27 protein-coding genes are annotated in these 24,360 nt (G+C 61.7%); 12 read left to right on the top strand and 15 right to left on the bottom strand.

Features of this window, described 5'->3' with window-relative positions:
- Positions 1–67 precede the first annotated feature (67 nt).
- From M1E12_RS09370 to M1E12_RS09350, 5 genes are all read left to right on the top strand, one after another.
- Entirely contained in the window at positions 68–340 is a 273-nt protein-coding gene (locus M1E12_RS09370; protein WP_479564492.1) for a hypothetical protein, read from the top strand.
- 154 nt (positions 341–494) lie between these two features.
- Positions 495–1,319: a response regulator gene (locus tag M1E12_RS09365; RefSeq protein WP_113460917.1), complete on the top strand. Its 825-nt coding sequence runs from the start codon at positions 495–497 to the stop codon at positions 1,317–1,319.
- Between the two features lie 103 nt (positions 1,320–1,422).
- Positions 1,423–2,727 (top strand): response regulator, encoded by a 1,305-nt coding sequence (locus M1E12_RS09360; protein ID WP_246035089.1) that lies wholly within the window; start codon positions 1,423–1,425, stop codon positions 2,725–2,727.
- Between the two features lie 78 nt (positions 2,728–2,805).
- A complete protein-coding gene (locus M1E12_RS09355) occupies positions 2,806–3,732 on the top strand; it encodes an ABC transporter ATP-binding protein (protein ID WP_136541510.1) in 927 nt (308 codons plus the stop codon).
- On the top strand, positions 3,729–4,490 hold the full coding sequence (locus tag M1E12_RS09350) for an ABC transporter permease (protein ID WP_113460914.1): 762 nt from the start codon (positions 3,729–3,731) through the stop codon (positions 4,488–4,490). The genes M1E12_RS09355 and M1E12_RS09350 overlap by 4 nt, the downstream gene beginning before the upstream one ends.
- 8 nt (positions 4,491–4,498) lie before the next feature.
- On the opposite strand, the gene M1E12_RS09345 is transcribed toward M1E12_RS09350, so the two are convergent.
- The 3 genes from M1E12_RS09345 to cobS are packed head-to-tail and all read right to left on the bottom strand — an operon-like array spanning position 4,499 to position 6,239.
- On the bottom strand, positions 4,499–5,200 hold the full coding sequence (locus M1E12_RS09345) for a retropepsin-like aspartic protease family protein (protein ID WP_479564491.1): 702 nt from the start codon (positions 5,198–5,200) through the stop codon (positions 4,499–4,501).
- Positions 5,197–5,418: a DUF1289 domain-containing protein gene (locus M1E12_RS09340; RefSeq protein WP_310239471.1), complete on the bottom strand. Its 222-nt coding sequence runs from the start codon at positions 5,416–5,418 to the stop codon at positions 5,197–5,199. Before M1E12_RS09340 ends, M1E12_RS09345 begins: the two co-directional genes overlap by 4 nt.
- Before the next feature lie 35 nt (positions 5,419–5,453).
- A complete protein-coding gene (gene cobS / locus M1E12_RS09335) occupies positions 5,454–6,239 on the bottom strand; it encodes an adenosylcobinamide-GDP ribazoletransferase (protein WP_479564490.1) in 786 nt (261 codons plus the stop codon).
- Between the two features lie 123 nt (positions 6,240–6,362).
- On the opposite strand from cobS, the gene cobT reads away from it, so the two are divergent.
- Positions 6,363–7,385: a nicotinate-nucleotide--dimethylbenzimidazole phosphoribosyltransferase gene (cobT, locus tag M1E12_RS09330; RefSeq protein ID WP_113460933.1), complete on the top strand. Its 1,023-nt coding sequence runs from the start codon at positions 6,363–6,365 to the stop codon at positions 7,383–7,385.
- A complete protein-coding gene (locus M1E12_RS09325) occupies positions 7,378–7,800 on the top strand; it encodes a diacylglycerol kinase (protein ID WP_479564489.1) in 423 nt (140 codons plus the stop codon). Before cobT ends, M1E12_RS09325 begins: the two co-directional genes overlap by 8 nt.
- Before the next feature lie 9 nt (positions 7,801–7,809).
- Here the strand turns inward: M1E12_RS09325 and M1E12_RS09320 are convergent, their stop codons facing one another.
- Positions 7,810–9,345 (bottom strand): sensor histidine kinase, encoded by a 1,536-nt coding sequence (locus M1E12_RS09320; protein ID WP_479564488.1) that lies wholly within the window; start codon positions 9,343–9,345, stop codon positions 7,810–7,812.
- A gap of 118 nt (positions 9,346–9,463) precedes the next feature.
- Here M1E12_RS09320 and M1E12_RS09315 point away from each other — a divergent pair, with 118 nt between their 5' ends.
- From M1E12_RS09315 to M1E12_RS09305, 3 genes are all read left to right on the top strand, one after another.
- Positions 9,464–10,027, top strand: coding sequence for a thermonuclease family protein (locus M1E12_RS09315; protein ID WP_479564487.1), 564 nt, complete (start codon positions 9,464–9,466; stop codon positions 10,025–10,027).
- Between the two features lie 34 nt (positions 10,028–10,061).
- On the top strand, positions 10,062–10,706 hold the full coding sequence (locus M1E12_RS09310; RefSeq protein WP_246035090.1) for a uracil-DNA glycosylase family protein: 645 nt from the start codon (positions 10,062–10,064) through the stop codon (positions 10,704–10,706).
- Positions 10,707–10,771: 65 nt separating this feature from the next.
- Positions 10,772–11,260: an Lrp/AsnC family transcriptional regulator gene (locus M1E12_RS09305; protein ID WP_479564486.1), complete on the top strand. Its 489-nt coding sequence runs from the start codon at positions 10,772–10,774 to the stop codon at positions 11,258–11,260.
- 13 nt (positions 11,261–11,273) lie between these two features.
- Here the strand turns inward: M1E12_RS09305 and M1E12_RS09300 are convergent, their stop codons facing one another.
- The 4 genes from M1E12_RS09300 to M1E12_RS09285 form a co-directional block, all read right to left on the bottom strand.
- The gene (locus tag M1E12_RS09300) at positions 11,274–11,960 is read right to left on the bottom strand and encodes a DNA alkylation repair protein (protein WP_479564485.1); all 687 of its coding nucleotides are present in this window, start codon (positions 11,958–11,960) and stop codon (positions 11,274–11,276) included.
- Positions 11,957–12,829 (bottom strand): NAD(P)-dependent oxidoreductase, encoded by an 873-nt coding sequence (locus tag M1E12_RS09295; protein WP_479564484.1) that lies wholly within the window; start codon positions 12,827–12,829, stop codon positions 11,957–11,959. Before M1E12_RS09295 ends, M1E12_RS09300 begins: the two co-directional genes overlap by 4 nt.
- Before the next feature lie 94 nt (positions 12,830–12,923).
- A complete protein-coding gene (locus M1E12_RS09290; RefSeq protein WP_136541526.1) occupies positions 12,924–14,450 on the bottom strand; it encodes a hypothetical protein in 1,527 nt (508 codons plus the stop codon).
- Positions 14,451–14,547: 97 nt separating this feature from the next.
- Positions 14,548–15,360 (bottom strand): class I SAM-dependent methyltransferase, encoded by an 813-nt coding sequence (locus M1E12_RS09285; protein ID WP_479564483.1) that lies wholly within the window; start codon positions 15,358–15,360, stop codon positions 14,548–14,550.
- 126 nt (positions 15,361–15,486) lie between these two features.
- On the opposite strand from M1E12_RS09285, the gene M1E12_RS09280 reads away from it, so the two are divergent.
- Complete coding sequence (locus tag M1E12_RS09280; RefSeq protein WP_479564482.1) at positions 15,487–16,224, top strand: DUF2270 domain-containing protein; 738 nt, start codon at positions 15,487–15,489, stop codon at positions 16,222–16,224.
- A gap of 1 nt (position 16,225) precedes the next feature.
- On the opposite strand, the gene M1E12_RS09275 is transcribed toward M1E12_RS09280, so the two are convergent.
- From M1E12_RS09275 to M1E12_RS09260, 4 genes are all read right to left on the bottom strand, one after another.
- Positions 16,226–16,492 (bottom strand): aspartate-semialdehyde dehydrogenase, encoded by a 267-nt coding sequence (locus M1E12_RS09275; RefSeq protein ID WP_113460900.1) that lies wholly within the window; start codon positions 16,490–16,492, stop codon positions 16,226–16,228.
- Positions 16,493–16,661: 169 nt separating this feature from the next.
- On the bottom strand, positions 16,662–17,492 hold the full coding sequence (locus tag M1E12_RS09270) for an ABC transporter permease (RefSeq protein WP_479564481.1): 831 nt from the start codon (positions 17,490–17,492) through the stop codon (positions 16,662–16,664).
- Positions 17,489–18,292, bottom strand: a complete 804-nt coding sequence (locus M1E12_RS09265) for an ABC transporter permease (protein ID WP_479564480.1) — start codon at positions 18,290–18,292, stop codon at positions 17,489–17,491. The genes M1E12_RS09270 and M1E12_RS09265 overlap by 4 nt, the downstream gene beginning before the upstream one ends.
- Before the next feature lie 110 nt (positions 18,293–18,402).
- Positions 18,403–19,176: an ABC transporter substrate-binding protein gene (locus M1E12_RS09260; RefSeq protein ID WP_136541536.1), complete on the bottom strand. Its 774-nt coding sequence runs from the start codon at positions 19,174–19,176 to the stop codon at positions 18,403–18,405.
- A 354-nt stretch (positions 19,177–19,530) separates the two neighbouring features.
- Here M1E12_RS09260 and M1E12_RS09255 point away from each other — a divergent pair, with 354 nt between their 5' ends.
- A complete protein-coding gene (locus M1E12_RS09255; RefSeq protein WP_479564479.1) occupies positions 19,531–21,915 on the top strand; it encodes an OmpA family protein in 2,385 nt (794 codons plus the stop codon).
- Between the two features lie 67 nt (positions 21,916–21,982).
- On the opposite strand, the gene mobB is transcribed toward M1E12_RS09255, so the two are convergent.
- From mobB to M1E12_RS09240, 3 genes are read right to left on the bottom strand one after another with little or no spacing between them, the layout of a single operon-like run.
- Positions 21,983–22,501, bottom strand: coding sequence for a molybdopterin-guanine dinucleotide biosynthesis protein B (gene mobB / locus M1E12_RS09250; RefSeq protein WP_479564478.1), 519 nt, complete (start codon positions 22,499–22,501; stop codon positions 21,983–21,985).
- Positions 22,501–23,127, bottom strand: coding sequence for a molybdenum cofactor guanylyltransferase MobA (mobA, locus tag M1E12_RS09245; protein ID WP_479564477.1), 627 nt, complete (start codon positions 23,125–23,127; stop codon positions 22,501–22,503). Before mobA ends, mobB begins: the two co-directional genes overlap by 1 nt.
- Before the next feature lie 4 nt (positions 23,128–23,131).
- Complete coding sequence (locus tag M1E12_RS09240) at positions 23,132–24,343, bottom strand: multidrug effflux MFS transporter (RefSeq protein WP_479564476.1); 1,212 nt, start codon at positions 24,341–24,343, stop codon at positions 23,132–23,134.
- Positions 24,344–24,360 lie beyond the last annotated feature (17 nt).

Raw genomic sequence — 24,360 nt, 5'->3', positions numbered from 1 at the left:
AGGGCAGGAGCGATCGGGATTGACCGACCGCGGTTGAGAGGACGAAGCCTCAGGCTTCGCTGTCGGCATGAAGCAGTTCTATGCAAAACTGGTCGCGGTGCTCGCGGGTGCGCTGGTCGCCGGTCCCGCTTTTGCGGCCTCCGTCGTCAATATCGGATCGTCTTCGGTGGTGATCGTCGTGGTCGAAGACGGCAACAAGGTCGAGATCTCGCTCGATGCCGGCGGGTCGGACGTGATCTGCTCGTCGGGTTGCTTTCTGACGCTGCCGAACGGCGATCGTATCGGTCTGGCCGGTGGCGAGACCGTGGAAATCAAGGACGGCGTCGCCACGATCAAATAGTGCCGGGTTTGCAGGCGCTGACCGTTGTAACTCGATATTCTGAAATGCTTAACTATGAACCGTCCTTGCTGCCGCCGAGAGGCCGCAGTTAACGGTTCCGCAAATGGCTTCAGATAGTTGTGTTGTCCATAAACAAGACACACAAAGGCTAGCCATGGCAGTTCTCGGCGTTTCTGGAATGCAATATTCGGGAGAGACCTTTCCCGATATCCGGATCATCCTCGGTGAAGACTCCAACGTCTTCACGCAGATGATCAGTCAGCGCCTGAAGGAGCTGATGGGCGTCGATGTCGAGATTTGCCGGACCTTCGAGGATCTGCAGATGGCGAACGAGCTGTCGCAAGAGCCGGTGGTGCTGGCAATCTCCAATATCAACCTGCCGGGTGCCGAAAGCGGTGAAGCGCTCGAATATCTGATCGATTGCAACATTCCGACGATCGTCTTCACCGGGACCTTCCAGGACGAGATGCGCGAGAAGCTGCTCGCCAAGGACATCGTCGACTACATCCTCAAGGACAATGTCTTTGCCGTCGAGATGCTGGCCGAATCGGTCTACCGCTTCCTCACCAACCATCGTCATCACGTTCTGATCGTCGATGACAGCCCCACCGCCCGTGCGCTGCTGTCGAGCCGCCTGCGCCGTTACAACTTCCGGGTCAGCCTCGCCGAAAGCGGCGCCAAGGCCATCGAGATCCTGAAGGCCAATCCGGACATCGGCCTTGTGGTCACCGACTACAACATGCCCGACATCGACGGCTTCGAGCTTACGCGACGCATCCGCTCGGTCCGCGGATCTCACGAACTGCGAATCATCGGGGTCTCGTCATCCACGAATCGCCTCCTCTCCGCGCGCTTCCTGAAGGTCGGCGGCAACGATTTCATGCTGCGTCCCTTCATCGACGAAGAGTTTTATTGCCGCGTCAACCAGAACCTGGACACACTGGTACAAATCAAAGCTGCGCAAGCCCGCAAAAAATAGGTGCGACTTATAACCAAGGTCGCTAATGTCCTGCCATTGGGAAGAGGTCGCTTTTCAAGCGACCTCGCGAGGTGGTGGGTATTTTATGTATTTTTCAGAGCAGATGTATGCGCGCCAGGGGGCGCTGAGTGCAAAACGTGCCGAACAGGGCCGTATTCTCATCATCGAGGACTCTCGGTCGGTTTCTTCCCTCATGCGGCATCGGCTCGAGAAGGACTTCTTCTGCCAGGTCACGCAATGCGCGTCCGCCGATGTCTTCCGGGACATCATCCGCCGAGGTGACCCCTTCGATGTCGCCGTCGTCGATCTCAACCTGCCCGGCGCGTCCGATGGCGAGGTGCTCGATGCCGTCATCGCCGAAGGCATCCCGGCTGTCGTCTTCACGGCGGATTTCAATCGCGATCTGCGGGACCGGCTCCTCCAGAAGGGCGTTGCCGATTACCATGTGAAGAACAACGAGAATGCCATCGATATGGTGGTGTCCTCCGTCTTGCGGCTGCTCGGCAACCGGGATGTCGGCGTGCTCGTGGTCGACGATGTGCCGTCGGCCCGGTCGATGCTGGCCGATCTGCTGCGGGTCCAGAAGTTCCAGGTCTACGAGGCGGCAACCGGCTATCAGGCTCTGGATATCCTGGCGCGTCAGCCGCATATCGAGCTCGTCATCACCGACTACCACATGCCCGATATGGACGGTTACGAACTCACGCGGCGGATCCGTCGCGAGCACAACAGCGATCGCCTTCGCATCATCGGCATCTCCTCTTCGGCCGACCGGCTGCTGTCGGCGAGCTTCCTCAAGGGTGGTGCGAATGATTTCGTCTACCGACCTTACGTCGTCGAAGAGCTGCAATGCCGGATCCAGCACAATATCGAGACCCTGGCGCAGCTCAGACAGCTGCGCGTCGCTGCCTTCAGCGACTATCTGACGGGGCTTCCCAACCGCCGCTACTTCTTCGATGAGGGGCCGGCGCAGGTGGCCGGACGGCTCGAGCGGCGCGAGGCCTGCTGCATCGCCATGCTCGACATCGACCACTTCAAGAAGCTGAACGATACCTATGGTCACGAGATCGGTGACCGTGTTCTGCAGGCCGTAGGCGCCAAGCTCGCACGCCGGCTGGAGGGGAGCGGGCATCTTCTGGCGCGCCTGGGTGGCGAGGAATTCAGCGTCTTGATGCTGGGGCTCGATGTCGAGGCGGGTGCCGCGCTCTGCGAGACCCTGCGCGCCGACATAGAGAGCCTTCGGGTGGCGCTCGATGACCAGGACCTGAATGTCACCATTTCGATCGGTCTCGCGGAGATCGCGGGCCGTGAGAGCTTCAGTAACTATCTCGCTGCGGCAGACCAGTTGCTCTATCTCGCGAAAAGCTATGGGCGTAACCGCGTCTATTCCGAAACCATGCTTTCCTGATTTGGTGGCCGTTCGGCTCTGGTCTCGCCGTGGGTGGGTGCCTATATGTGTCCGACCTTCCGCAGCCCGGAGTGTCCCATGGCTCCCATTATTTCCATCAAATCTTTGTCCAAAACCTATTCCAACGGGTTCAAGGCGCTCGATAATGTCAGTTTCGATATCGAAGAGGGCGAAATCCTCGCGCTTCTCGGTCCGAACGGCGCCGGCAAGACCACGCTGATCTCGATCATCTGCGGGATGACCAATCCCAGCGGAGGTCAGGTGACCGTGTCTGGCCACGATGTCGTCAAGGATTTCCGCAAGACGCGCGCCGAAATCGGCCTCGTACCGCAGGAACTGACCACCGATATGTTCGAGACGGTGTTCAACACCGTCAGCTTCTCCCGCGGTCTGCACGGCAAGTCTCCTGATCCCGCCTATATCGAGCAGGTCCTGAAAGACCTCAGCCTCTATGACAAGCGCAACAATGCGCTGCGCGAGCTCTCCGGCGGCATGAAGCGGCGCGTGCTGATTGCCAAGGCGCTGTCGCACCAGCCGCGCATCCTGTTTCTCGACGAGCCGACGGCGGGTGTCGATGTCGCGCTGCGCAAGGATATGTGGCAACTCGTCGAGCGCCTGCGTCAGACCGGCGTCACGATCATCCTGACCACTCACTATATCGAGGAAGCGCAGGGAATTGCCGACCGGGTAGGGGTCATCAACCGCGGCAAGCTGCTGCTTGTCGAGGAAAAGAACACCCTGATGCGCAAGCTCGGGCGCAAGCAGCTGTCGGTCGTGCTCACCGAGCCGATCGAGGTGATCCCGGCCAGCCTTGCCGGCTACTCGCTGGCGCTCGGTGAAGACGGGCGTGAACTTGTCTATGAATATGAACTCGGAAGCGAGGACGGGGAGATCGCGCGGCTCCTGCTGGCCATCGATACCGCCGGTCTGAAAGTCGGCGATGTCTCCACCCGCCAGACGTCTCTTGAAGACATCTTCGTCTCGCTGATCGGAGAGGCCGCATGAATATCGAAGCCATCAAGTCCATCTACGTCTACGAGATGGCGCGCACGCGCCGCACGCTGCTGCAGAGCGTCATCTCTCCGGTTCTGTCCACCGCGCTCTACTTCATCGTCTTCGGCGCTGCCGTCGGTTCGCGGATGGAGGGCATTGGCGGCATTTCCTATGGCGGGTTCATCACGCCCGGGCTCATCATGCTGGCGTTGATCACCCAATGCGTGTCGAACGGTTCGGCGGGCATCTATTTTCCCAAATTTACCGGGACGATCTACGAGATCCTGTCGGCGCCCGTCGCGATGACAGAAATCCTGATCGGCTATGTCGGGGCCGCCGCCACCAAGGGGATGATGATCGGGCTGATCATCCTGATCACGGCGATGTTCTTCGTCGATCTGAGCATTGCGCATCCGCTGCTGATGCTGCTCTTCATGGTGCTGACGTCGATCACCTTCAGCCTTGCGGGCTTCATCATCGGCATTCTCGCCAAGAATTTCGAGCAGTTAAGCCTGGTGCCGTCACTCGTCGTCCCGCCGCTCACCTTCCTGGGCGGGACATTCTACTCGATCGACATGTTGCCGCCCTTCTGGCAGGCGGTCAGCCACCTGAATCCGGTTCTTTATCTGGTGAGCGGTTTCCGCTGGAGCTTCTTCGAGGTGTCGGATGTGCATCCCCTGATCAGCCTCGGCATGATCGGCGTCTTCCTCGCTGCCTGCCTTGGCTTCCTCGCCTGGATCTTCCACACGGGCTACAAGCTGCGTCCCTGAGGAGTGCGTCAGTCGCGCAGCCGCAACTCGTCCGTCTGCATCTGCATGGAACTCAGCGTCGAGAGGAAACTCATGCCGAGAAGGCTCTGGTCAAGCAGGCCTTCCTCGAGAACGACGGCCTCGACATCGGTCCGCACGATCGGGCCCAGCCGGATCTCGGGCAGACGCAACGGTGCTGCTGAAGCCCGGCCGTTGGCGGTGAGGACCGTGCGCGTGAAGCTGAGCTCGCCCGGATCGATGCCCATGCGCATGGCGTCTTCATAACGCAGGGCAACCGAGCTTGCGCCGGTGTCGATCAGAACCGGCACGGAGGTAGCTCCGACATCGACTGTCGTCTCGAAATGCCCGCCGAGGGTCTTGTGCAGGATGACTTCGGCGCGACCATCAGCGGTTGTGACCGTGACGGCGCGCCCTGGCATGAGGCCGGCAAGGACGCGTTCACCGATGCTGCGGAAGTCTCCGCGATAGAGGTAGCCGGTGACGAGCACGAGCGCGATCAGAACCCAGATCGCCATCTGGCGCAGGCTCTGGCCGAGCGAGCGGCGGCCGACGAGAATACCGGCTGAAATCATCAGCAGGATCGGCAGTGCGACGACCAAGCGCCCGAAGGCTTCGTTGTCGATGCCAAAGCTCTGACCGCTATCGTGATTGACGACGAGGACGACGAGACCGATCACCAGGATGGCGATGCCGAGGATGAACCGCATCAACTGCCCTCGCGCTCACGGATCATCCGCGTGCGGCGGGTTTCGCGGCGCGGCTTGCGCTCGACATTCTCGAGGCGCGCCGGAAGCTCGGCCATGATGGTGCGGCGTTCGAGGCTCGAATAGCTCGTCCACAGCCCGATCTCTTGGCGGGTACGTCCGCAGCCGAAGCAATAGCCGGTCTTGTCATCGATCGAACAGACGAGAATGCAGGGAGATTCCATCGCGAGCCCTTTGGTTTCGCACCTATATCGGGTCCCTAAACTATCATGGCAAGAGCCAGCAGGAAGCCGATCTCGGAGAGTTGTTGGCTGGCCCCGATCGTGTCGCCCGTGTGACCCTCGATGCGCTTGCGGCAATGGCGGGTAAAGAGGGCGACCGCGGCGAGCGCGGAAAGCGAAGCCGCAAACCAGGCATGGAACGGCAAGGCGAGGAGACCGAGAAAAGCCGTGGCAAGGCTGCCGATAAGATATGCCATGCGTGCCGCGGCACTGTCGGGCGCACCTGCCGCAGCCGCCACGCCGCCTGCGCGGGCCGCCGGTAAAGACGACCAGTGCCAGACCATCAGGCTCCTGCTCAGTGCAGCCGTCGCAAGCCATGAGAGGCCAACTGCGATCGGTGGCAAGGTTTCGATCAGGATCGCGAGCGACACGACACGCAGGGTGACCGAGAGGATTAGCGCCAGCGCGCCATAGGTGCCGATGCGGCTGTCCTTCATGATGGCCAGCGCCTTGTCCCGGTTCGCGCCGCCGCCCAAGCCATCGACCGTGTCCGAAAGACCATCCTCGTGCAGAGCTCCCGTCAGCATGATCTGCAGGGCAATGACGATAAGTGCAACGAGCACGGGCTCTGCGCCAAATGCCGAGAGCAAGAAGAGGATCACCGCGGCCGGCAGGGCAATGACCAGACCGGCGAGGGGAAAGGCGGCAACGGTCCGGCTCAGGCTTCCATCATGTCCGGCGAAGAAGCGATCCGGTATCGGCAGGCGGCTCAGAAAGGAAATGGCGCGCATCGTTTCCGTGACGAGGTTCTCGATGACCTGCATGGTTCCTTCCGTTTCGTCCTCGACGGCCTGCGTCGCTTTTTTGAGTTGAGCGGCACGGGTCCGGTCAGTATGAGAGAGGCCACAAAGCCTGATTTGCTGGAAGAATACAAGGAAGCCCGATCCATGAGCGTTACCGGCCTGCCATTCGACGATTTTCGCGCCTTGCTGCGCGACCTGCCGGGACCGCATACCGCAGCGCTGGTGGCCGCGCGCGAACGTGACAAGCAGCTGACCAAGCCACCGGGTGCGCTCGGACGCCTGGAAGAGATCGCCATGTGGCTCGCCGCCTGGAGCGGTAAGGCTCCCGCCGTCAATCGTCCCCTGGTCGCGATCTTTGCCGGCAATCACGGCGTCACCAAACATGGGATCACACCTTTCCCGCCGTCCGTGACCCAGCAGATGGTCGAGAATTTTGCGGCCGGCGGTGCGGCCATCAACCAGATCTGCGTGACGCATGATCTCGGGCTGAAGATCTTCGACCTCGCGCTCGATTACCCGACGGGCGATATCACCTGCGAGCCGGCACTCTCCGAGCGCGATTGCGCCGCGACGATGGCATTCGGCATGGAGGCGATTGCCGGAGGCACGGATCTGCTCTGCATCGGCGAAATGGGGATCGGCAACACGACGATCGCCGCAGCCATCAACCTCGCACTCTATGGCGGCGAGGCGGAAGACTGGGTCGGCCCCGGCACCGGTTCGGAAGGCGATGTGCTGGCCCGCAAGGTCGCGGCCGTCAAACAGGCTGTTGCCTTCCACAAGGAGCATCTCTCGGATCCGCTCGAAGTGCTGCGGCGTCTCGGTGGTCGCGAGATCGCCGCCATGGCGGGCGCCATTCTGGCTGCGCGCATGGAGAAGATCCCGGTTCTTATCGACGGTTATGTGGCGACTGCCGCCGCCTCGATCCTGAAGGCCGCCAATCCGTCAGCCCTCGATCACTGCCTGATCGGCCACGTCTCGGGCGAGCCCGGGCATCTGCGCGCGATCGAGCGGCTCGGCAAGACGCCGCTTCTGGCGCTCGGCATGAAGCTCGGCGAGGGCACGGGTGCGGCGCTTGCCGCCGGCATCGTCAAGGCTGCGGCTGCCTGCCATTCCGGCATGGCGACCTTCGAACAGGCCGGGGTATCCAACAAGTCCCATGACTGACCGCAACGCACAGGCCGGTGGTCCCGAGCCGCTCGCATCGACTGTCATCAAGAAGAAGACCGGCGTCGCGCATCTGTTTGCAGCCGCCCAGTATTCCGCGCAGGGCTTCAGGCGCCTGGTTCAGGAATCGGCCTTCCGGCACGAATTGCTGGGCTTTGTCGGCGGGCTCGTCATCTTCGCCCTTGTCGGCGCGAACCTGTTCGAATTCCTGGGCTTCATCGTCCTGATGATGCTGATGTTTTCGGTGGAGGCGCTGAATACGGCGATCGAGGAACTGGTGGACCGGATCTCCCCGGAGATCTCGACCGTCGGCCGCAATGCCAAGGATCTCGGCTCCTTTGCGGTCTTCTGCCTGATCATCGCGAATGGCGCGTTTGCCTTCTACGTCGTGGTCAGCCGGGCCTTCCTCGGCTGAGCACACCGCTTATGCGAACTGGCGCCGGCGGGGTTCGACGGCCTTGACCTCGGACACGGCCGGCAGGCTCTCCAGCACGCGGCTCGGGGGCAGGATGGCGATGACTTCCGTGCCTTCGCGCAGCTTGGACCTCAGCTTGAACTCGCCGCCATGCTTGGCCAGGATCGCCTGGACGATCGGCAGGCCAAGGCCGGTGCCCTGTTCCGCGCTCTTGATGGCGATCGAGCCCTGACCGAAGGCGGAGAGCACGACAGGGATCTCGTTCTCCGGAATGCCCGGGCCATTGTCGCGGATCGAGATGTACTGTCCGCCACCGGCGGTCCAGCCGGCCTTCACCATGATCTCGCCGCCCTGGGGCGTGAACTTCACGGCGTTCGACAGCAGGTTCAGGATGACCTGCCGGATCGCCTTCTCGTCGGCCCAGAGCGAGGGAAGGTTGGATTCGAACTGCTGTTCGATGCGGATGTTCTTTGATTTCGCACGCAGCTGGATCATGCCGATGCAGTCTTCGGCGATCTCGAGCAGAGAGACGCTTTCCTCGCTCAGTTCATACTTGCCGGCTTCGATGCGGGAGAGGTCAAGGATCTCATTGATCAGTTCGAGCAGATGCGACCCGGAGCGATGGATGTCGCCGGCATATTCCTTGTAGAGCGGGTTGCTCAAGGGACCGAGAACTTCCGTCGCCATCACCTCGGAGAAGCCGAGGATGGCGTTCAGCGGTGTGCGCAGCTCGTGCGACATCGAGGCGAGGAAGCGCGACTTTGCCATATTGGCTTCTTCGGCGCGCCGACGCGCTTCATCCGAGAGCGACTTCGCCACTTCCAGCTCGGCAATCAGGTCATCCTTTTCCGTCTGGAACGACAGGAGCTTGAGATTGGCCTGATGCAGCCTGTTGGTGATGTAGATGAAGAAAATGAGGGCGGTGGTGAAGACGGCCGTCAGGCCGAGATCCAGCATGTCGAGGCTTCGGCTCGAGGAAAAGGTGAGCGCAATCACCGTCGGGAGGAAGCCGAACAGGACAGCCTGGCGGAGGAGCATGCTCGCCATGGCGGTGATCGACAGGGCGACCAGAAGCACGGCGCCCTTATAGAACGTGAAGGCCGTGGGATTGCAGGTGTCGCAATCCTGCAGGGCAAAGATCGCCCAGGACATCCCCATGGCGACCTGCGAGAGAAGCAGGATGCGCCTCCAGCTGCCCTGGGTCTCCAGGGTGATCTCGCTCTTCGATGCGCGCTTGACGATCATGATGCCAATGGCGTGCATCGACAGCGCAAAGAGGCCCCACACGATGAAATGCGGCTGCGAGGTGAAGTAGGCGCCGGAGGCGGCTATCAGCAGGATGATGATCGGGATGACAGCCGCACCTTGAAGGCAGGCCGCGATATGCATCGCCAGGATCTCGACGTCGAAGGCCGGCGAGGTGCCCTGGCCAGACTGCAGTCGTTCGCGGGTGGAGCGCACGGCACGGTTCGTCGACCGGTTGCGGATGTTCCGCGTCAGGTCGAGCACATTTTTGTCCGCCGATGTGTCTACGCCGTTACTCATTGCGTTGCAGTCTTCCGCGCCTTGTTGGAACCTAGCGAGGAATTCTTAAGAAGATCCTTTCGTGGAAGGATTTGTTTGCCATGTGTGAAAAGGATCTGTTGTTGAAATGGGTGGGAATGTGACGAAGCGCCTGCGGGATGTGGTGCTCGGTTTCGCCATCCTGGCGCTGGCGCTGCTCATCATCGCGAAGCTCGAGAACGAGCAGGCGCTGCGTTTCGCGGGGCCTTTCACGGCTGTTGATGGCGACACCTTGCTGACATCAGGGGAGCGGCTTCGCCTGGAAGGGATCGATGCTCCGGAACTCGCCCAGACTTGCGACGCGGCGGATGGCTCCACTTATCGCTGCGGCGAGGACGCGCGGGATTTGCTTTCGACCCTCGTCGTGGCCCGTGCATGGGAATGCAGCGGAACGGGCCGCGATCGCTATCGGCGGCTCCTCGTTCTCTGCAAATCCGGAACGGATGATCTTGCCGAGCGCATCGTCTCGGCCGGCTTTGCCGTTGCCGACGGACGATATCTGGCGGCTGAAGACAAGGCGCGGGCGGCGAGCGAGGGGATCTGGCGTGGACGTTTCGAGCGGCCTTCCGATTGGCGCCGTCAGAGACAGATCGAGGAAGCGGAACTTGCCGGTTGGGTCGAGGCGTTACTGCCACGATGGATGTCGCGCTGGTTCGAGGAATAAAAGAATGACTGCTGATGCCCCCTTGCCGCCGGTGATGCCGCGCGGCGATCTGCCTCCACCGATCGGCGAATTGAGCCACGCCATCGCGCAATGCCGGATCTGCCGGGATTGTCCGGCCGGCGGACCGGAACGACGGATGCCACACGAGCCGCGGCCGGTCGCTTATCTTTCATCGACGGCGCGGGTGCTGATCGCCGGTCAGGCTCCGGGGCTTCGGGTGCATGAGACCGGCATTCCCTTCAACGATGCATCCGGAGATCGACTACGGCAATGGCTGGGGGTGGACCGGGAAACCTTCTATGACCGTTCGCGCTTCGCGATTGCTCCGATGGGTTTCTGTTTCCCGGGTTATGATGCAAACGGTCACGATCTGCCGCCGCGGCGGGAATGCGCGCCGCATTGGCGCCAGACGGTCATGGATGCCATGCCGCAGGTGGATCTGATCCTGGCGATCGGGCAATATGCTCAGGCCTGGCATCTGGGTGCGCTGAGGCGCAAGACCATGACCGAGACCGTGGCCAACTGGCGCGATTTCCTGCTCGCCAATCGCGAGGGGGCTCGGGTGCTCCCTCTGCCGCATCCGAGCTGGCGCAACACCGGCTGGCTCAAGCGGCATCCCTGGTTCGAGGCAGAAGTGCTGCCTGTCCTGCGGCGTGAAGTTTCCTTGTTGATAGGTTGAAATGATTTTCCATAAATTGTCTGAAATCAGCTATATGACGGAAAATCAGTTTTTCAGGACCTGTCATGGATCGCCTCGACCGTAAAATTCTCCGCATTCTCCAGGAAGATTCGACGCTGGCCGTGGCGGACCTCGCCAAAAAAGTCGGGCTCTCGACCACGCCTTGCTGGCGGCGCATCCAGAAAATGGAAGAGGACGGCGTTATCCGACGCCGCGTCGCGCTGCTCGATCCCGGCAAGGTCAATACGAAGGTGACGGTTTTCGTTTCGATCCGGACCTCCAGCCACTCGATCGAATGGCTGAAGCGTTTCTCGGAGGTCGTGTCGGAATTCCCGGAAGTCGTGGAATTCTACCGCATGAGCGGCGACGTCGATTATCTTCTGCGCGTCGTGGTGCCCGACATCGCGGCCTATGACGCCTTCTACAAGCGGATGATCGCCAAGATCGAGATCCGCGATGTCTCCTCGGCGTTCGCCATGGAGCAGATCAAGTACACGACCGAGCTGCCGCTCGACTACATGGTGCTCGACAGCCAGAAGAACGCGGAAGACTGAGAGGGACGCCGTTTCACTTGAGCCTGGCGATCCGCCTCGGATCACGCAGCTCTCGGAGGGCATCCTTTCCAATCCAGCGGGCGGTCGGATCGGCGTTTTCGGCCAGCTTTCCGGCCAATTGCAGCGCCCCTTCGTGGCAAGCGCGGCTACGCTTGCCCGTGTTCCGCAACGCCCAGTTCACGGCCTTCTTGACGAAGTTTCGGGGATCGGCGGCGTGTCGCTCGATCAGCGGAAGCCATACCAGAAAGGTCGCATCCGGCTCACTGCGGTTGTGAACTGTGGCGCCTGCGATCATGGCGAACGCCGTTCTCCTGACAAACTCCCTGTCGTCCGCGGCGAAGTCTTCAACCAGTTGATGCCAGCAGGGCGTCTCGGTCAGCAGATCGGCTGCGGCGTCAACGATTTCCCATGAGTTGAAATCGGCGGCGAGCTGCCAGATGTCGTCCGGCGACAGCTGCGTCGGCACGAAAGTCCAGATCGCCACCAGTCGCGCTTCTCGTATGCCGGATGCCCAGAGACTTTCGGCCCGCGCGTGGTTCGGGCCGATCGCTTTGGCGATGTGGCGCAAGGCAGGATTGCCGATGCCGAGGGCATCCTCGGTGGCGATCCCGAAGCGCGCCATCCCGGCGACGTTTTCCACCGACCGCATCGAGCGGAGATATGCGATAATCTCGGCTGCGGTGGCGGAGGGGTCGATCACTTGGTTTCGAGCCGTGCCAACAGGGACGACGTGTCCCAACGGTTGCCGCCGAGTTTCTGGACCTCGCCGTAGAACTGATCGACCAGTGCCGTAACCGGCAGGTTGGCGCCGTTGCGACGGGCCTCCGTCAGCACGATGTCCAGATCCTTGCGCATCCAGTCCACGGCAAAGCCGAAGTCGTATTTGCCCTGGTTCATCGTCTTGTGGCGGTTTTCCATCTGCCAGGAACCGGCCGCCCCCTTGGAGATGACCTCGACGACCTTCTCGATGTCGAGACCGGCCTTCTTGCCGAAATGCACGCCCTCGGCGAGGCCCTGGACGAGGCCGGCAATGCAGATCTGGTTGACCATCTTGGTCAGTTGGCCGGCACCGGCCGGACCCATCAGGCCGACCATGCGGGCATAGGAATCGATGACCGGCTTTGCCTTTTCGAATACTTCCGGCTCGCCGCCGCACATGACGGTCAGGACACCGTTTTCGGCGCCCGCCTGGCCGCCCGAAACGGGGGCGTCGATAAAGCCGCAGCCCTTGGCGGCCGTCGCCTGCGCCAGTTCGCGCGCCACTTCGGCGGACGCCGTCGTGTTGTCGATCAGGATGGCGCCTGGCTTCATGGTTGCGATCACGCCATGTTCGCCCGTCGTGACCGAGCGCAGGTCGTCGTCATTGCCGACGCAGGTGAAGATGAAATCCGCACCCTCTGCGGCCTCCGCCGGCGTCAGGCCATGGCTGCCGCCGAACTTCTTCACCCATTCTTCGGCCTTGGCGGTGGTGCGGTTGTAGACCTTGACCTCATGGCCGCCCTTGACCTTCAAGTGACCGGCCATGGGAAAGCCCATGACGCCCAAACCGATGAATGCGACCTTTGCCATTTGCTCTGCCTCTGCGATTACAGTTGAGGCAAAGGCATAAAGCAGGACGCGATCAAGGAAAAGTCAGAGATGCCACACCGCTGAGGCTTGCTTGCTAACCGAGGGCGGTCTGTCTCGGTGTTTCACCGTCAAGGCGTTTCGAGCGTTCCCCCAGCGAGTCGGAAATCTCCTGCCATATGCGCCTTAGACGACGGACATGGAGATCGTCGGCGATCCAGCCCATCATGTGTTCAACACGGGCTTTCACTTCCGTGGTGGTGACCCCGAGGTTTTCGCGGAACCAGCGGCAAAATTCGTCGGGATTGGCGGCTTGGCGGATGGTTCTCTGGTCCACCATCAATAGGCTCGTCCCACCGATATTACAGACATCGCGGAGGTTTTGTGTCGGCGCAATCAGCACCCCCGCAAGCAGAAGATCGAACTCTTCTGGGCTGTCACTGACGTCGGATCCGGTCTTCCTAAAATCGATCGCCCTCTCCAAATCGAAAATGGTCCTTATCTGCAGTTCACGCAGGATGAGGAATTTTTCGAGCCCGACAAGGTGACACAATTGCGCCTGAGCCACCCAGTCCACTGACTGATAGATGCCATAGGGGGTCTCGATATGCAGCATGATCGGATTGTAAGTTGCGAGTCCCTGAACGTCGTAGATCCCAGACTCCTGCAACCGGAAGCGCGTTGCATAGTCGATGCCGTCCAGCGCATCGAGGGGCGTGATCCGTGTCACCTTGTTGAAGCGATCGTCGTCCATTTTTACCCAGGAGATCAGTGATTGCAGACGCAGCAACACGAACTTCGAAGCACTGTCTGGCAAGTAGCCGAGGACCGGCGCCAAAATCAGCCATATGCGGGACACGTCAGGTAGTTGTTGGGGAGCGGGAGTCTGCGAGGGCGTCGCCACACCGGACTCGGCCACTATCCGGATGCCGAGGGTCGGATCAGGGATCGCGCGGTAGGCAGCGACGATGAAGACGACCGATACGATCGTCTCGACGGTGTAACGGAGGAACGTGATCGGTGAGAGGTCAAATGCGGCGAGCCCGCGTGTAAACCCTCGGATGGCAGCGAGAAAGGCTCCGGCGAACGCGAGACCGGCGATCAGGTGCACTTGCGCGGACAGCGGGGACAGAAATGCAATGCCACAGCCCTGTGCCGACACCTTGGCCGAGAGCCCCACGAGCAGCGCATCCATCCCGTAGTAGGTCACGATCATCATGCCGAGGGCGGATGCAAGCAGTCTGAGGTCTCCCCAGCCGAACAGCCTAGCATCATTGATGTACTGATCGATCTCCTCGACCGGTGACAGTTTGCGGCCACTCTGACTTGATGCTTTGCTAAGTGAAATGCCCTGCACGTACTTGGATCGAACGAACTCGACCGACGGGTTAAGATAGCCCGTTCCTTCCGGCTGGTCTTGGGACGGCCTGGTTGTCGCGGGATAGGACGTGAGGAAGTCCCGGATGACGAGAAGCCTTTTCTGCCGCATCTCGTTGCGTGCGTAGATGAATAGAGCGGGCGTCAGTACCGCCAGTGCAAGTGCATAGTAATTCGGCGGGCAGGTGGGCGAAAAGCATTCACCCAGCCATGCGTTCAGGTAGTTCACAAGATAGCCAACATCCATCGCAGCGCCCTCTCAAAGGGAGCAAAGCAGGATATTCGCGTTGTGGCCACAAATTTGATGCGCGCATGGGTTGTCTTTCGCAACCCCCACGTTCGAATTATTTCTTTTTCGCGACGACGAGGTGCCCCGGTGACGGGTTGCCGTCCTGCATGCGGACATTGATGTCCGTGATTTCCACCAGATCGAAGCCCGTGGCGGTCAGGCGTTCGCGGACATAGGTCTCGGCGTGGACGTAGCGCTGGTGTGGGCCGACCATGAAGGGGCGGCCGGCCATCACGTCGGCCGGCATGGTTTCGGAGGAGAAGACGAAGATGCCGCCGGTGACCATGTTTTCGGCCGCGCCGAAGAAGAGCGGCTCGAGGGCGCCGAGATAGGGGAGCACGTCGGTGGCCGTGACCAGGTCGAAGGGCTCGTCGTCATTGTCTTCGAGGAAGTCCTCGAGTTCGGCAACATAGAGCGTCTCGTAGAGATCCTTTTCATGCGCCAGCTCGACCATCTTCTCCGAGATGTCGATGCCGGTCATGTCGTCCACCATGTCGCGCAAGGCGCCGCCGGTCAGGCCGGTGCCGCAACCGAGATCGAGCAGGCGTTTGAACGGGCCAAGGTTGAGTGCCTGCAGGCGCTGGCGCACCATCATGGGCACGGTATATCCCAGCTGTTCGACGAGGATGTCCTCGAACGCGTCGGCATGCTGGTCGAACAGTGTCTCGACATAGGCGTCGGGCGCCTTGGGCGGAGCCTCGCCACGGCCGAGTGCTGCGATCCGGACCGACGCGCCGCCGTGGTCGTCGGGGTCGATTGCCAGGACTTCTTCATAGGCCTTGACGGCTGCATCGACATCGCCGGCCTTTTCCAGTGCGAGGGCACGGTTATAGGCTTCCGCCAGGGCTTCTTCGTCGATCTTTGCCATGTCCGGCTCCTATTTTCCTGGCCGCTCACCGGGCCTTTTCGGCTCGTCTAGCGGGTCGCGCCCGGCTTGGCAATCAAAAGGGAACCGCAGGGCGCCCCTTGGTGTTCTCCCGACAGGGAGCCAAGCATGGAACAAACATCTCAGACCGATACGAGCATCCTGCCACTGGAGAGCGCCAAGCCCGCGCGCCTTGCCCCTGCTTTGCCGGCGAGTTCGGCCGAGAAGGCCAATATGATCATCCACTATTATCGTGGAGAAATGGGCCGCATGACCAGTTGGCGCGATCGCATAGACCGAACCACCAACTGGTCGATGACCGTGGTCGCGGGTCTTCTGTCCGTCTCGCTATCAACGCCGTCATCGCACCATGGCGTCGTCTTGTTCGCCATGCTTCTGGTCTCGGTCTTCCTGTTGATCGAGGCGCGGCGCTACCGCTTCTTCGATGTCTACCGGGCCCGCGTACGCCAGCTCGAGCGGCACTATTTCTCGCAGGCTCTCTGCCCCCAGGCCGAACTCAAACCCGATTGGGCCGAGGCGATTGCCGCAAGCCTGCGCAAGCCGGTCTTCCTGATGGCTTATCGCGAGGCGTTGTTCCGCCGTATCAGGCGCAATTACATCTGGATGTATCTCATCCTGCTTCTCGCCTGGGCGCTGAAGATCTCAAGCCCCAAGCTGCAGCAGGGAGAGGCGCCGGAGGAGTTTGTCGGCAACCTCTGGCAGCTCGTCGGCCATGCGGATCTCGGACCGCTGCATGGCGGCTTCGTTCTGGCGCTTGTCGGCGCGTTCTATCTCGCTCTTCTTTTCGCCGTCGTATATCGGAAGCCAAAGGATGGAGAAATTGCGCATGGCGAGGTGCATGTCTGACCTAATGCAGGATGAACTCGCCCTTGAGCGAACGCCATTCGCTGGCGGCGATCATCTTCTTGTGCACGTAGGTGACCGAGTGGATCGGGCCTTCGATCTTGTCCTGCCAGAAGCGCAGGAAGCCGCGCATTTCGGGAAAGTCAGGCGCCAGATCGTAGTGCTGCCAGATGTAGGTCTGTAGCAGGGACGGGTGGTCGGGCAGGCGATAGAGGATCTGGGCGGTGGTCAGCCCATAGCCCTTCAGCATCAATTCCATTTCAGTGTTCATCGTAATGCGTTCCCCGTGTTCTCTTGGAAGACGGATCGACGCGGACGGTGTCATCGCTTCCGCGACCGACCGGGGCCGCGACCAACGCGGGCCCTGTGATCATGGAAGCACCGGATGGTGAAGGAACTGCTAATAAACGGGCGGCACGGTCAGCGCCGCCCGGTACAAGTCAGCGCTTCAGATGGCGTGTCAGGCGCGCTTCGATAGCACCCCAGGTGTGGCGCAGGGCCTCGACGATGGCGAGATAGAAGATCGCCGCCCAGAGATAGGTCTGGTAGTCGAAAGTCCGCGAGAAGGCGTAGCGGGTCTGGCCCATGAGGTCGAGCACGGTCACCACCGCGACCACGGCCGATCCCTTGATCATGAAGATGATCTCGTTGCCGTAGGGGCGCAGGGCGACGATCAGGGCCTGGGGCAGGATGATCTTCCAGAAGGTCACCGACGTCGGCAGTCCGAGCGATTTGGCACCCTCGGTCTGGCCCCGTGGCACGCTCTCGATGGCGCCACGGAGGATCTCGGCCTGATAGGCTGCTGTGTTCAACGTCATCGCGAAGAGCGCGCAGTACCAGGCCTCGCGAAAAAACCACCAGAGGCCGATCGCCTCGATCTGGGCGCGGAAGGAGCCGAGGCCGTAATAGATCAGGAAGATCTGCAAGAGCATCGGCGTGCTGCGGAACACGTAGACGTAGCCGTAGGCGATCGTGTTCAGAACCGGGTTCTTCGACATCCGGGCGAAGGTCACGGGGAAGGACAGAATGGCGCCGAGCGTAATCGATCCGAAGGTCAGGATCAGCGTTGTTGCCAGCCCGTCGAGGTAACGCCAGCCATAGCGTTCGATTTTCTCCGGGTCCCAGCTCGATGCGAGGTACCAGACGAGTGCAACGCCGAGCACCACCCAGAGCGCGAGTATGGCATATCCGAGGATGCGCGCGGCGCTGATGCGGCTGGCTTTGGCCGGTGGGGCGGGGCGGGCGGGGATCATCTCCACTGCGTGGCTCATCGTCCGACCTCCGCACGATTGGCCCAGCGGGAAACAGCGTTGAGACCGATCGACGAGACCGTTGCCAGCAGCAGGTAAAGGAGACAGGCAATCCCGTAAAACAGGAATGCTTCCTTCGTCACGCGCGCTGCGACGCCGGTCTGGCGGACGATATCGGCAAGGCCGATGACGGAAACGAGCGCCGTGTCCTTCAGAAGGACGAGCCAGAGATTGCTCAGGCCCGGAAGCGCGATCCGGATCAACTGGGGAATAATGATCAGCCACATGGTCCGGCGTTTCGAGAGGCCGACTGCGCTGCCCGCTTCATATTGACCACGGGGAATGGCCTGAAAGGCGGAGAGAAGGACTTCCGAGGCATAGGACGAGAAGACAACGGAAAGCGCGATCATGCCCGCGACGAAGGCGTTGATCTCGACGCGTTGCTCGATGCCGAACCAGGTCAGGACCGATTGCACCAGGATCTGGAAGCCGAAATACACGATGAAGAGTGTGAGCAGTTCGGGCAGTCCGCGGAAGATCGTCGTGTAGACACCGGTCGCGGCGCGCAGGCTCCATTCTCCCGATTGTCTGGCGAGCGCAATCAGGAAGCCGAGAGCTAGGCCAACGGGCAGGGTGGCGAGCGCCAGCGAAATCGTCACCTTCACGCCGAAGGCGATTTCGTCGCCCCAGCCGGTGTCGCCGCAGCCGACCAGGGTGTCCGCTGCCAACAGCCGGAAAAGCCCGACCGGACCACAGAGCGGATCGAATGCGTAGTTGATCCACTCCCAGATCGAGCCGAGCGCGGAAGACAATCCGCCCATGCCATTCCCCCTTGGCGGTTTGTCCGCCTTTTTGATGTCGTTGCAGTTCAAATGCAAAATGGCGGAAGTGTTCGACTTCCGCCACTCGGCTTTATCAGCTTATCCCGGGATCACTCGCCGTAAACGTCGAAATCGAAATACTTCTTGTTGATTTCGGCGTATTTGCCGTTCTCGCGGATCGCCGCGATGGCAGCCGTGAACTTGTCGGCCAGCTCGGTTTCACCCTTGCGAACCGCAATGCCTGCACCTTCGCCGTTGATTTCAACGTCAACCGGCAGCGGAGTGAGGATCTTGCAGCAGGCGCCGGCATCCGTCTTCAGCCATTCCGAGAGGACGACGATATCGTCGACCACGGCGTCAACGCGGCCGCCTTCGAGGTCGAGCTTGTATTCGTCGGCAGTCGGGTAGAGCTTCAGCTCGCTGTCGGCCATGTGCTTTTCGGCATAGTTGGCGTGGGTCGTCGAAGACTGAGCGCCGATGGTCTTGCCGGCAAGGCCAGCCACATCGGTGATGGCGGAGTCCTTCGGCACGGCGACGGCCGGCGGCGTGTTGTAGTACTTCTTGGAGAAGTCGACCTTTTCCAGACGCTCCGGGGTGATCGACATGGACGCGATGATCGCGTCGAACTTCTTCGCCTGCAGCGCCGGAATGATGCCATCCCAATCCTGGGTGACGAATTCACAGGTGACCTTCATTTCCTCGCAGAGCGCCTTGGCGATGTCGATGTCGAAGCCAACGAGGGAGCCATCGGCTTCCAGGTTGTTGAACGGCGGGTAGGCGCCTTCGGTGCCGATGATCAGCTTTTCCTGAGCCATCGCCGAGCCGGCAAAGAGCGACAGGGCTGCGATGGAAGCTGCGGCCAGAAAACGTGTCGGAATACGCATGAGATCCTCTCTGTTGGTGGGCGCTGCTTGTTGTTGTGATGCAGCTGCCCGTGATCGTGTGGCATGGTCGTCCACACTTGGGCCCAATATTCGTCTTGTTTGAGTGACGAAATCAACAGGAAACAGCGCTTTGGACAAAAATTGCAGTGGTTCAGGCGGGAGCAGGGCTGCCGTTCGCTGAGAACCGATGCGATCATGGGCAATGGAGCAAAAGACGTCCGGATGCGTTCAGGCAGGGTTAATCCTGCGGAACCTAGTCTGGCGGCAGTTACGGTACGCGTCGTTGACATCGTTATTGAAGAACATCGTCCGGCTCACTTGCCGGTTGCGATGGTAGGGAAGGAAACTCGAAGAATGTTGAAAAACAGATTGCTGGCCACGGTTGCGATCCCCGTGCTGTCGGTGGCGATGCTGGCAAAGCCGGTGGGTGCCTCGACAATCGGCATGGGCGAGAGCCAGAGCCAAACACGCCAGGCTGAAGAAGCACTGATTCAGCTCGCGCAGGCCGTCGTCTGCGGCGATGGCACCGAAGCCCCGGATGCCGAAACATGCGCCGCCCGCGACGCCCAGGCAGCCGCTGAAGAAGAGCAGCGCCGCGCCGCCGAGGAAGAGGCGCAGCGTCAGGCTGAGGCGGAAGCTCAGGCCCAGGCGGAAGCAGAAGCGCAGCGTGCTGCCGAAGCAGAGGCACAGGCTCAGGCGGAAGCCGAAGCGGAAGCGCAACGTGCCGCCGAAGCGGAAGCACAGGCCCAGGCGGAAGCCGAGGCTCAGCGAGCCGCAGAGGAAGAGGCTCAGCGCCAGGCCGAAGCCGAGGCAGAAGCCCAGCGTCAGGCCGAAGCGGAAGCTGAAGCCCAGCGCGCAGCCGAAGAAGAAGCACAGCGTCAGGCAGACGCCGAGGCTGAAGCCCAGCGTCAGGCCGAAGCCGATGCCGAGGCACAGCGGCAGGCTGAAGCCGAAGCAGAGGCGCAGCGCCAGGCCGAGGCCGAGGCAGAAGCCGCAGCACAGCAGGCTGAGGAAGCCGAGCAGGCCGAGCAGCCTGCCGAAGAGCCGGCCGCTGAGGGTGTGACCTGCGCAGATGGCTCTCAGGCTGCGACCGAAGCCGAATGTGCCGCTCCGGCCACCGAGGAACAGCCGGCGGAAGAGCAGCAGCAGACGGAAGAACAGCCGGCGGAAGAAGCCCAGCCGAGCGAAGAACAGGCGTCACCTGAACAGACCGAAGAGCAGGCGCCGGCCGCTGACGAAGAGCTTCGTCCGTCCCAGGATGCCGCCGGCGAACAGCCTGCCAACGAAGGCGAAGTGCCGGCCGACCAGGCCGAGCAGCCCGCCGATCAGCAGCCGACCGAAGAACAGGCGACCGATGAAGAGGTGCCTGCCGATGGTCAGCAGCCGGAAGGCGAACAGGTTCTCGTGCCTGCTGTCGAGCCGCCGGAGGATCAGCCTGTCCAGGAGATCACCGACACCCGTACAGCTGAGGAAAAGGAAGCGATCGCAGAAGATCCGTCCCAGACCTCCGAAACCGTTGTCCTGCCGGTTGAGAACGGTGCAGCCGTCCTCGACAGCGACAAGGATGCCGACAACAGTGGCGGGCAGGATAGCCGCGAGCAGCGCAATCAGCTGAGAGCGCAGGAAGACGTGGCTCCGCCGCCGGAAACGGATGCAGAGGCACAGGCCGATTCGATCGAGGTGGATCCGCAGACCATTCAGGCGACCATCACGGAAGACGGCACGACGCTTGATGCTGCGCCGACCTTCGACGTGCCGACCACCGTCGTCAACAATGTCAGCAACAGCAATGTGACCAACAACGTCACGAACAATGTGACCAATAACGTCACCAACAACACGATCGTCCAGAACAACGTCGTCAATCAGGTGACGGAAGTTCGGGTCATCGAGCAGATCGACAACCGCACCGTCATCAATGTCGGCGACCGCATTGTCGTCCGCAGCGACGACCGCCAGCGTCTGCGCTACGATGCCGAGGAGACGTATTACGAGCAGCTGTCGCGTGGTCGCGTTCGCGAGACCATCGAGCGTGCTGACGGCAGCAAGCTGGTCACGGTCTACAACCGTTATGGCGACATCATCATCCGCTCGCGGATCTCGCCGCGCGGTCGTGAATATGTCCTGATGTACTCGCCGGAGGCCGATGGCCAGCGTCCGAGCATGTATGTCGACGTCGGCGCCGCTCTGCCGCCGATGCGCCTGACCATTCCGGTCAGCGACTACATCGTCAGCACGACCCGTGACCCGGACCGTGACTACTACGACTTCCTCGCCCGTCCGCCGGTCGAGCGCGTCGAGCGTGTCTACTCGATCGACGAAGTGAAGTCGTCGGCTCGTATCCGCGACAAGGTTCGTCGTATCGACCTCGATACGATCACCTTCCCGTCGGGTTCGGCCGAAGTGCCGCTCGAGCAGGCCCGCACCCTGCGTCGCGTGGCTCAGGCGATGGAAAAGCTGCTGGAGCAGGATCCGGGTGAAGTCTTCCTCATCGAGGGTCACACGGATGCCGTCGGCTCGGATCGGTCGAACCTTGTTCTTTCCGACAAACGCGCCGAGACGGTCGCCAACCTGCTGACCGAAGTCTACGGCATCCCGCCGGAAAACATGTCGGTCCAGGGTTACGGCGAGCGGTTCCTGAAGATCCGCACCGAGGCTGCCGAACAGCAGAACCGCCGCGTCGCCATCCGCCGCGTCACGACGCTGGTGCGTCCGGCGAACGTGTCGAGCAACGACTGATCGGCAAACAGACAAAGGATGGGCCGCCGGAGCAATCCGGCGGCCCTTTTTGCATCTGGGCAGGGGGTTATGGCTTCGGTGGCAGTCCGGTGACGTCCGCGATAAAATCGGCGATCGCGCTGGTGTCGTCGAGATCGAAGACCGGCAGGTCGGTATCTTCGACAGCGTGGTCGGCCGCAATCGCGCGGATATGCGGATCGGTCGGTGCCAATGGCTCGCGCTTGGCAGCCGCCTCACGTCTTGCCTCGATCTTCGGCACGGGTTCGCGCTTGTAGCCCTCGATCAGCACGAGATCGCAGGGACCGATGCGGGCGAGAATTTCGTCGAAGCTCGGTTCAGGCGCGCCGCGCAGTTCATGCATGATGGCATAGCGGGTGCCCGAGACGATCACCACTTCATGGGCGCCGGCTTCACGGTGGCGGTAGCTATCGGCACCGACCTTGTCGATGTCGAAGTCATGATGGGCGTGCTTGATGGTCGAGATGCGGTAGCCGCGGCGGGTGAATTCCTCGACGAGCCGGACGGCGAGCCCGGTCTTGCCGGAATTCTTCCAGCCGGCGATGCCGAAGATGCGGGGACTGGTCATCAGAGATCACCTTTGTCGAGGACGGCCTGGGCAACAGCCAGATCCTCTGGCGTGTTGATGTTGAAGAAGGGGTCGACAGGTCCTAAAGGACGCTTAAGAGCGGCAAATTCCACCATCTTCGCCGGATGGCGGGCGATGAAATCGAAGACCCGCCGATGATCAGGGTCGTCGAGCCAGGCGCTCAGATCCTCTGCCACCGTCACGGGCCAAAGCGCCGTGACGGGATGACCGCGCCCCGCCGAGGCGGCCATGACGATCGTATTCTCGGCTGCAACCGAGGTGAGCTTACCCACGAGGTCCGGTGGCAAAAAGGGTGTGTCGCAGGCGGTCGTGAGAACATGGGTTGGTCTGTCGGGCATGTCCTTTGCTGCAAGGAGAGCTGCCAGAACGCCGGCCAGGGGGCCGGGACGATCAGGGATCGGATCGGGAAGCAGCGGCAGCCGGCCGGCAAGTGGGTGGTCGAGCGGGGCATTCAGCGAGACGCTGGAAACCTGTGGCGCCAGTCGTTCGGCGATATGTTCGGCGAGCGTTCCTCGGCCGAAAGGGATCATCGCCTTGTCCGAGCCCATACGCCGGGACAGGCCTCCAGCGAGGATGACGGCGGGGAAAGGCTTAGTCTCTGCCATTGGCTCAGCGCTCCTCGCCAGGGGCGATGCGCAGGAAGAGGACGGCGCCGAGAGCCAGAACGCAGCAGGCGAGCATGACCAGCAGGAGTGGCATCGCGCCGGTCTCGATCGAGAGGATGCGGGAGGCGAGCCAGGAGACGAAGGCCCCGCCGCCCATAGTGATCGCGCCCCCTAATCCGGATGCAGAGCCCGCAAGCTCAGGACGGACGCTGACGATCCCGGCATTGGTGCTCGGCAAGGACAGGCCATTGCCAAAGCCGACGACCACCTGCGGGGCGAAGAAGGCCAGCGACGAGACGAAGCCCTGCAGAAAGAGAACGATCGGGATCGCCGCGCCTGCGAGGGCGACGATGCCGCCGACCAGCATCATCATGTCGATGCCGAGGCGTCGGGCATAGCGCCCGGAGAGATAGTTGCCGGCGATGTATCCAGCGGCGATGAACATGAACTGCAGCCCGAGCATGCTCGGTGTCAGGCCCATCAGCGTGCCTCCCACGAAGGGTGCGCCGCCCAGAAAGGCGAAGAAGGCGCCCGAGGTGAAGGTGCCGGCCATCGTGTAGCCCCAGAAACGCGGGGAGGCGAGCAGGCGCGGCCAGGCGCGGAACTGGGCGGAAAAGCTGCCGCTCTTCTGGCGGTTCGTCTCGCCGAGGTCGCGGTAGACGAGGATCAGCACGAGGACGGCGGCAACGAGGATCGCGGTGAAGTTCGAGCGCCAGCCGAAGTTATCGCTGAGCAGGCCGCCGAGTGTCGGGCCGATCATCGGGATCAGCGTCATGCCCATGGTCACATAGCCGATCATCGAGGCTGCCTCGTCCATCGGCACCATGTCGCGGATGATGGCGCGCGAGAGAACCAGGCCGGCGACGACTGCCGTCTGCACCATGCGCGCAATCGTCAGGATCTCGATCGAGGTCGCGATCATGCAGATCAGGGAGGCGGCGATCAGAATGCCCAAGGCGCCTAGCATCACCGGCCGGCGACCGTAGCGGTCCGACAGCGGGCCAATCACCAGCTGTACCAGTGCGGTCATCGCGATGTAGCCGGAGACGAGGATCTGCACGCGATCATAATCCACGCCGAGATCGGATGCCATGGCGGGCAGGGCCGGGAGGAAGATGTTCATTGTCAGCGCTGACAATCCCGCGATCGCCACCAGACTGACGATGTGTGGGGCCGTGGTTCTATCCAGGAAGCGGGAAACCTGCTGCACGCGCATCTATCCTTGAAACTGAG

It is taken from the genome of Rhizobium sp. K33, assembly GCF_056501445.1.
This window is presented reverse-complemented; position numbering and strand designations above follow the sequence as displayed.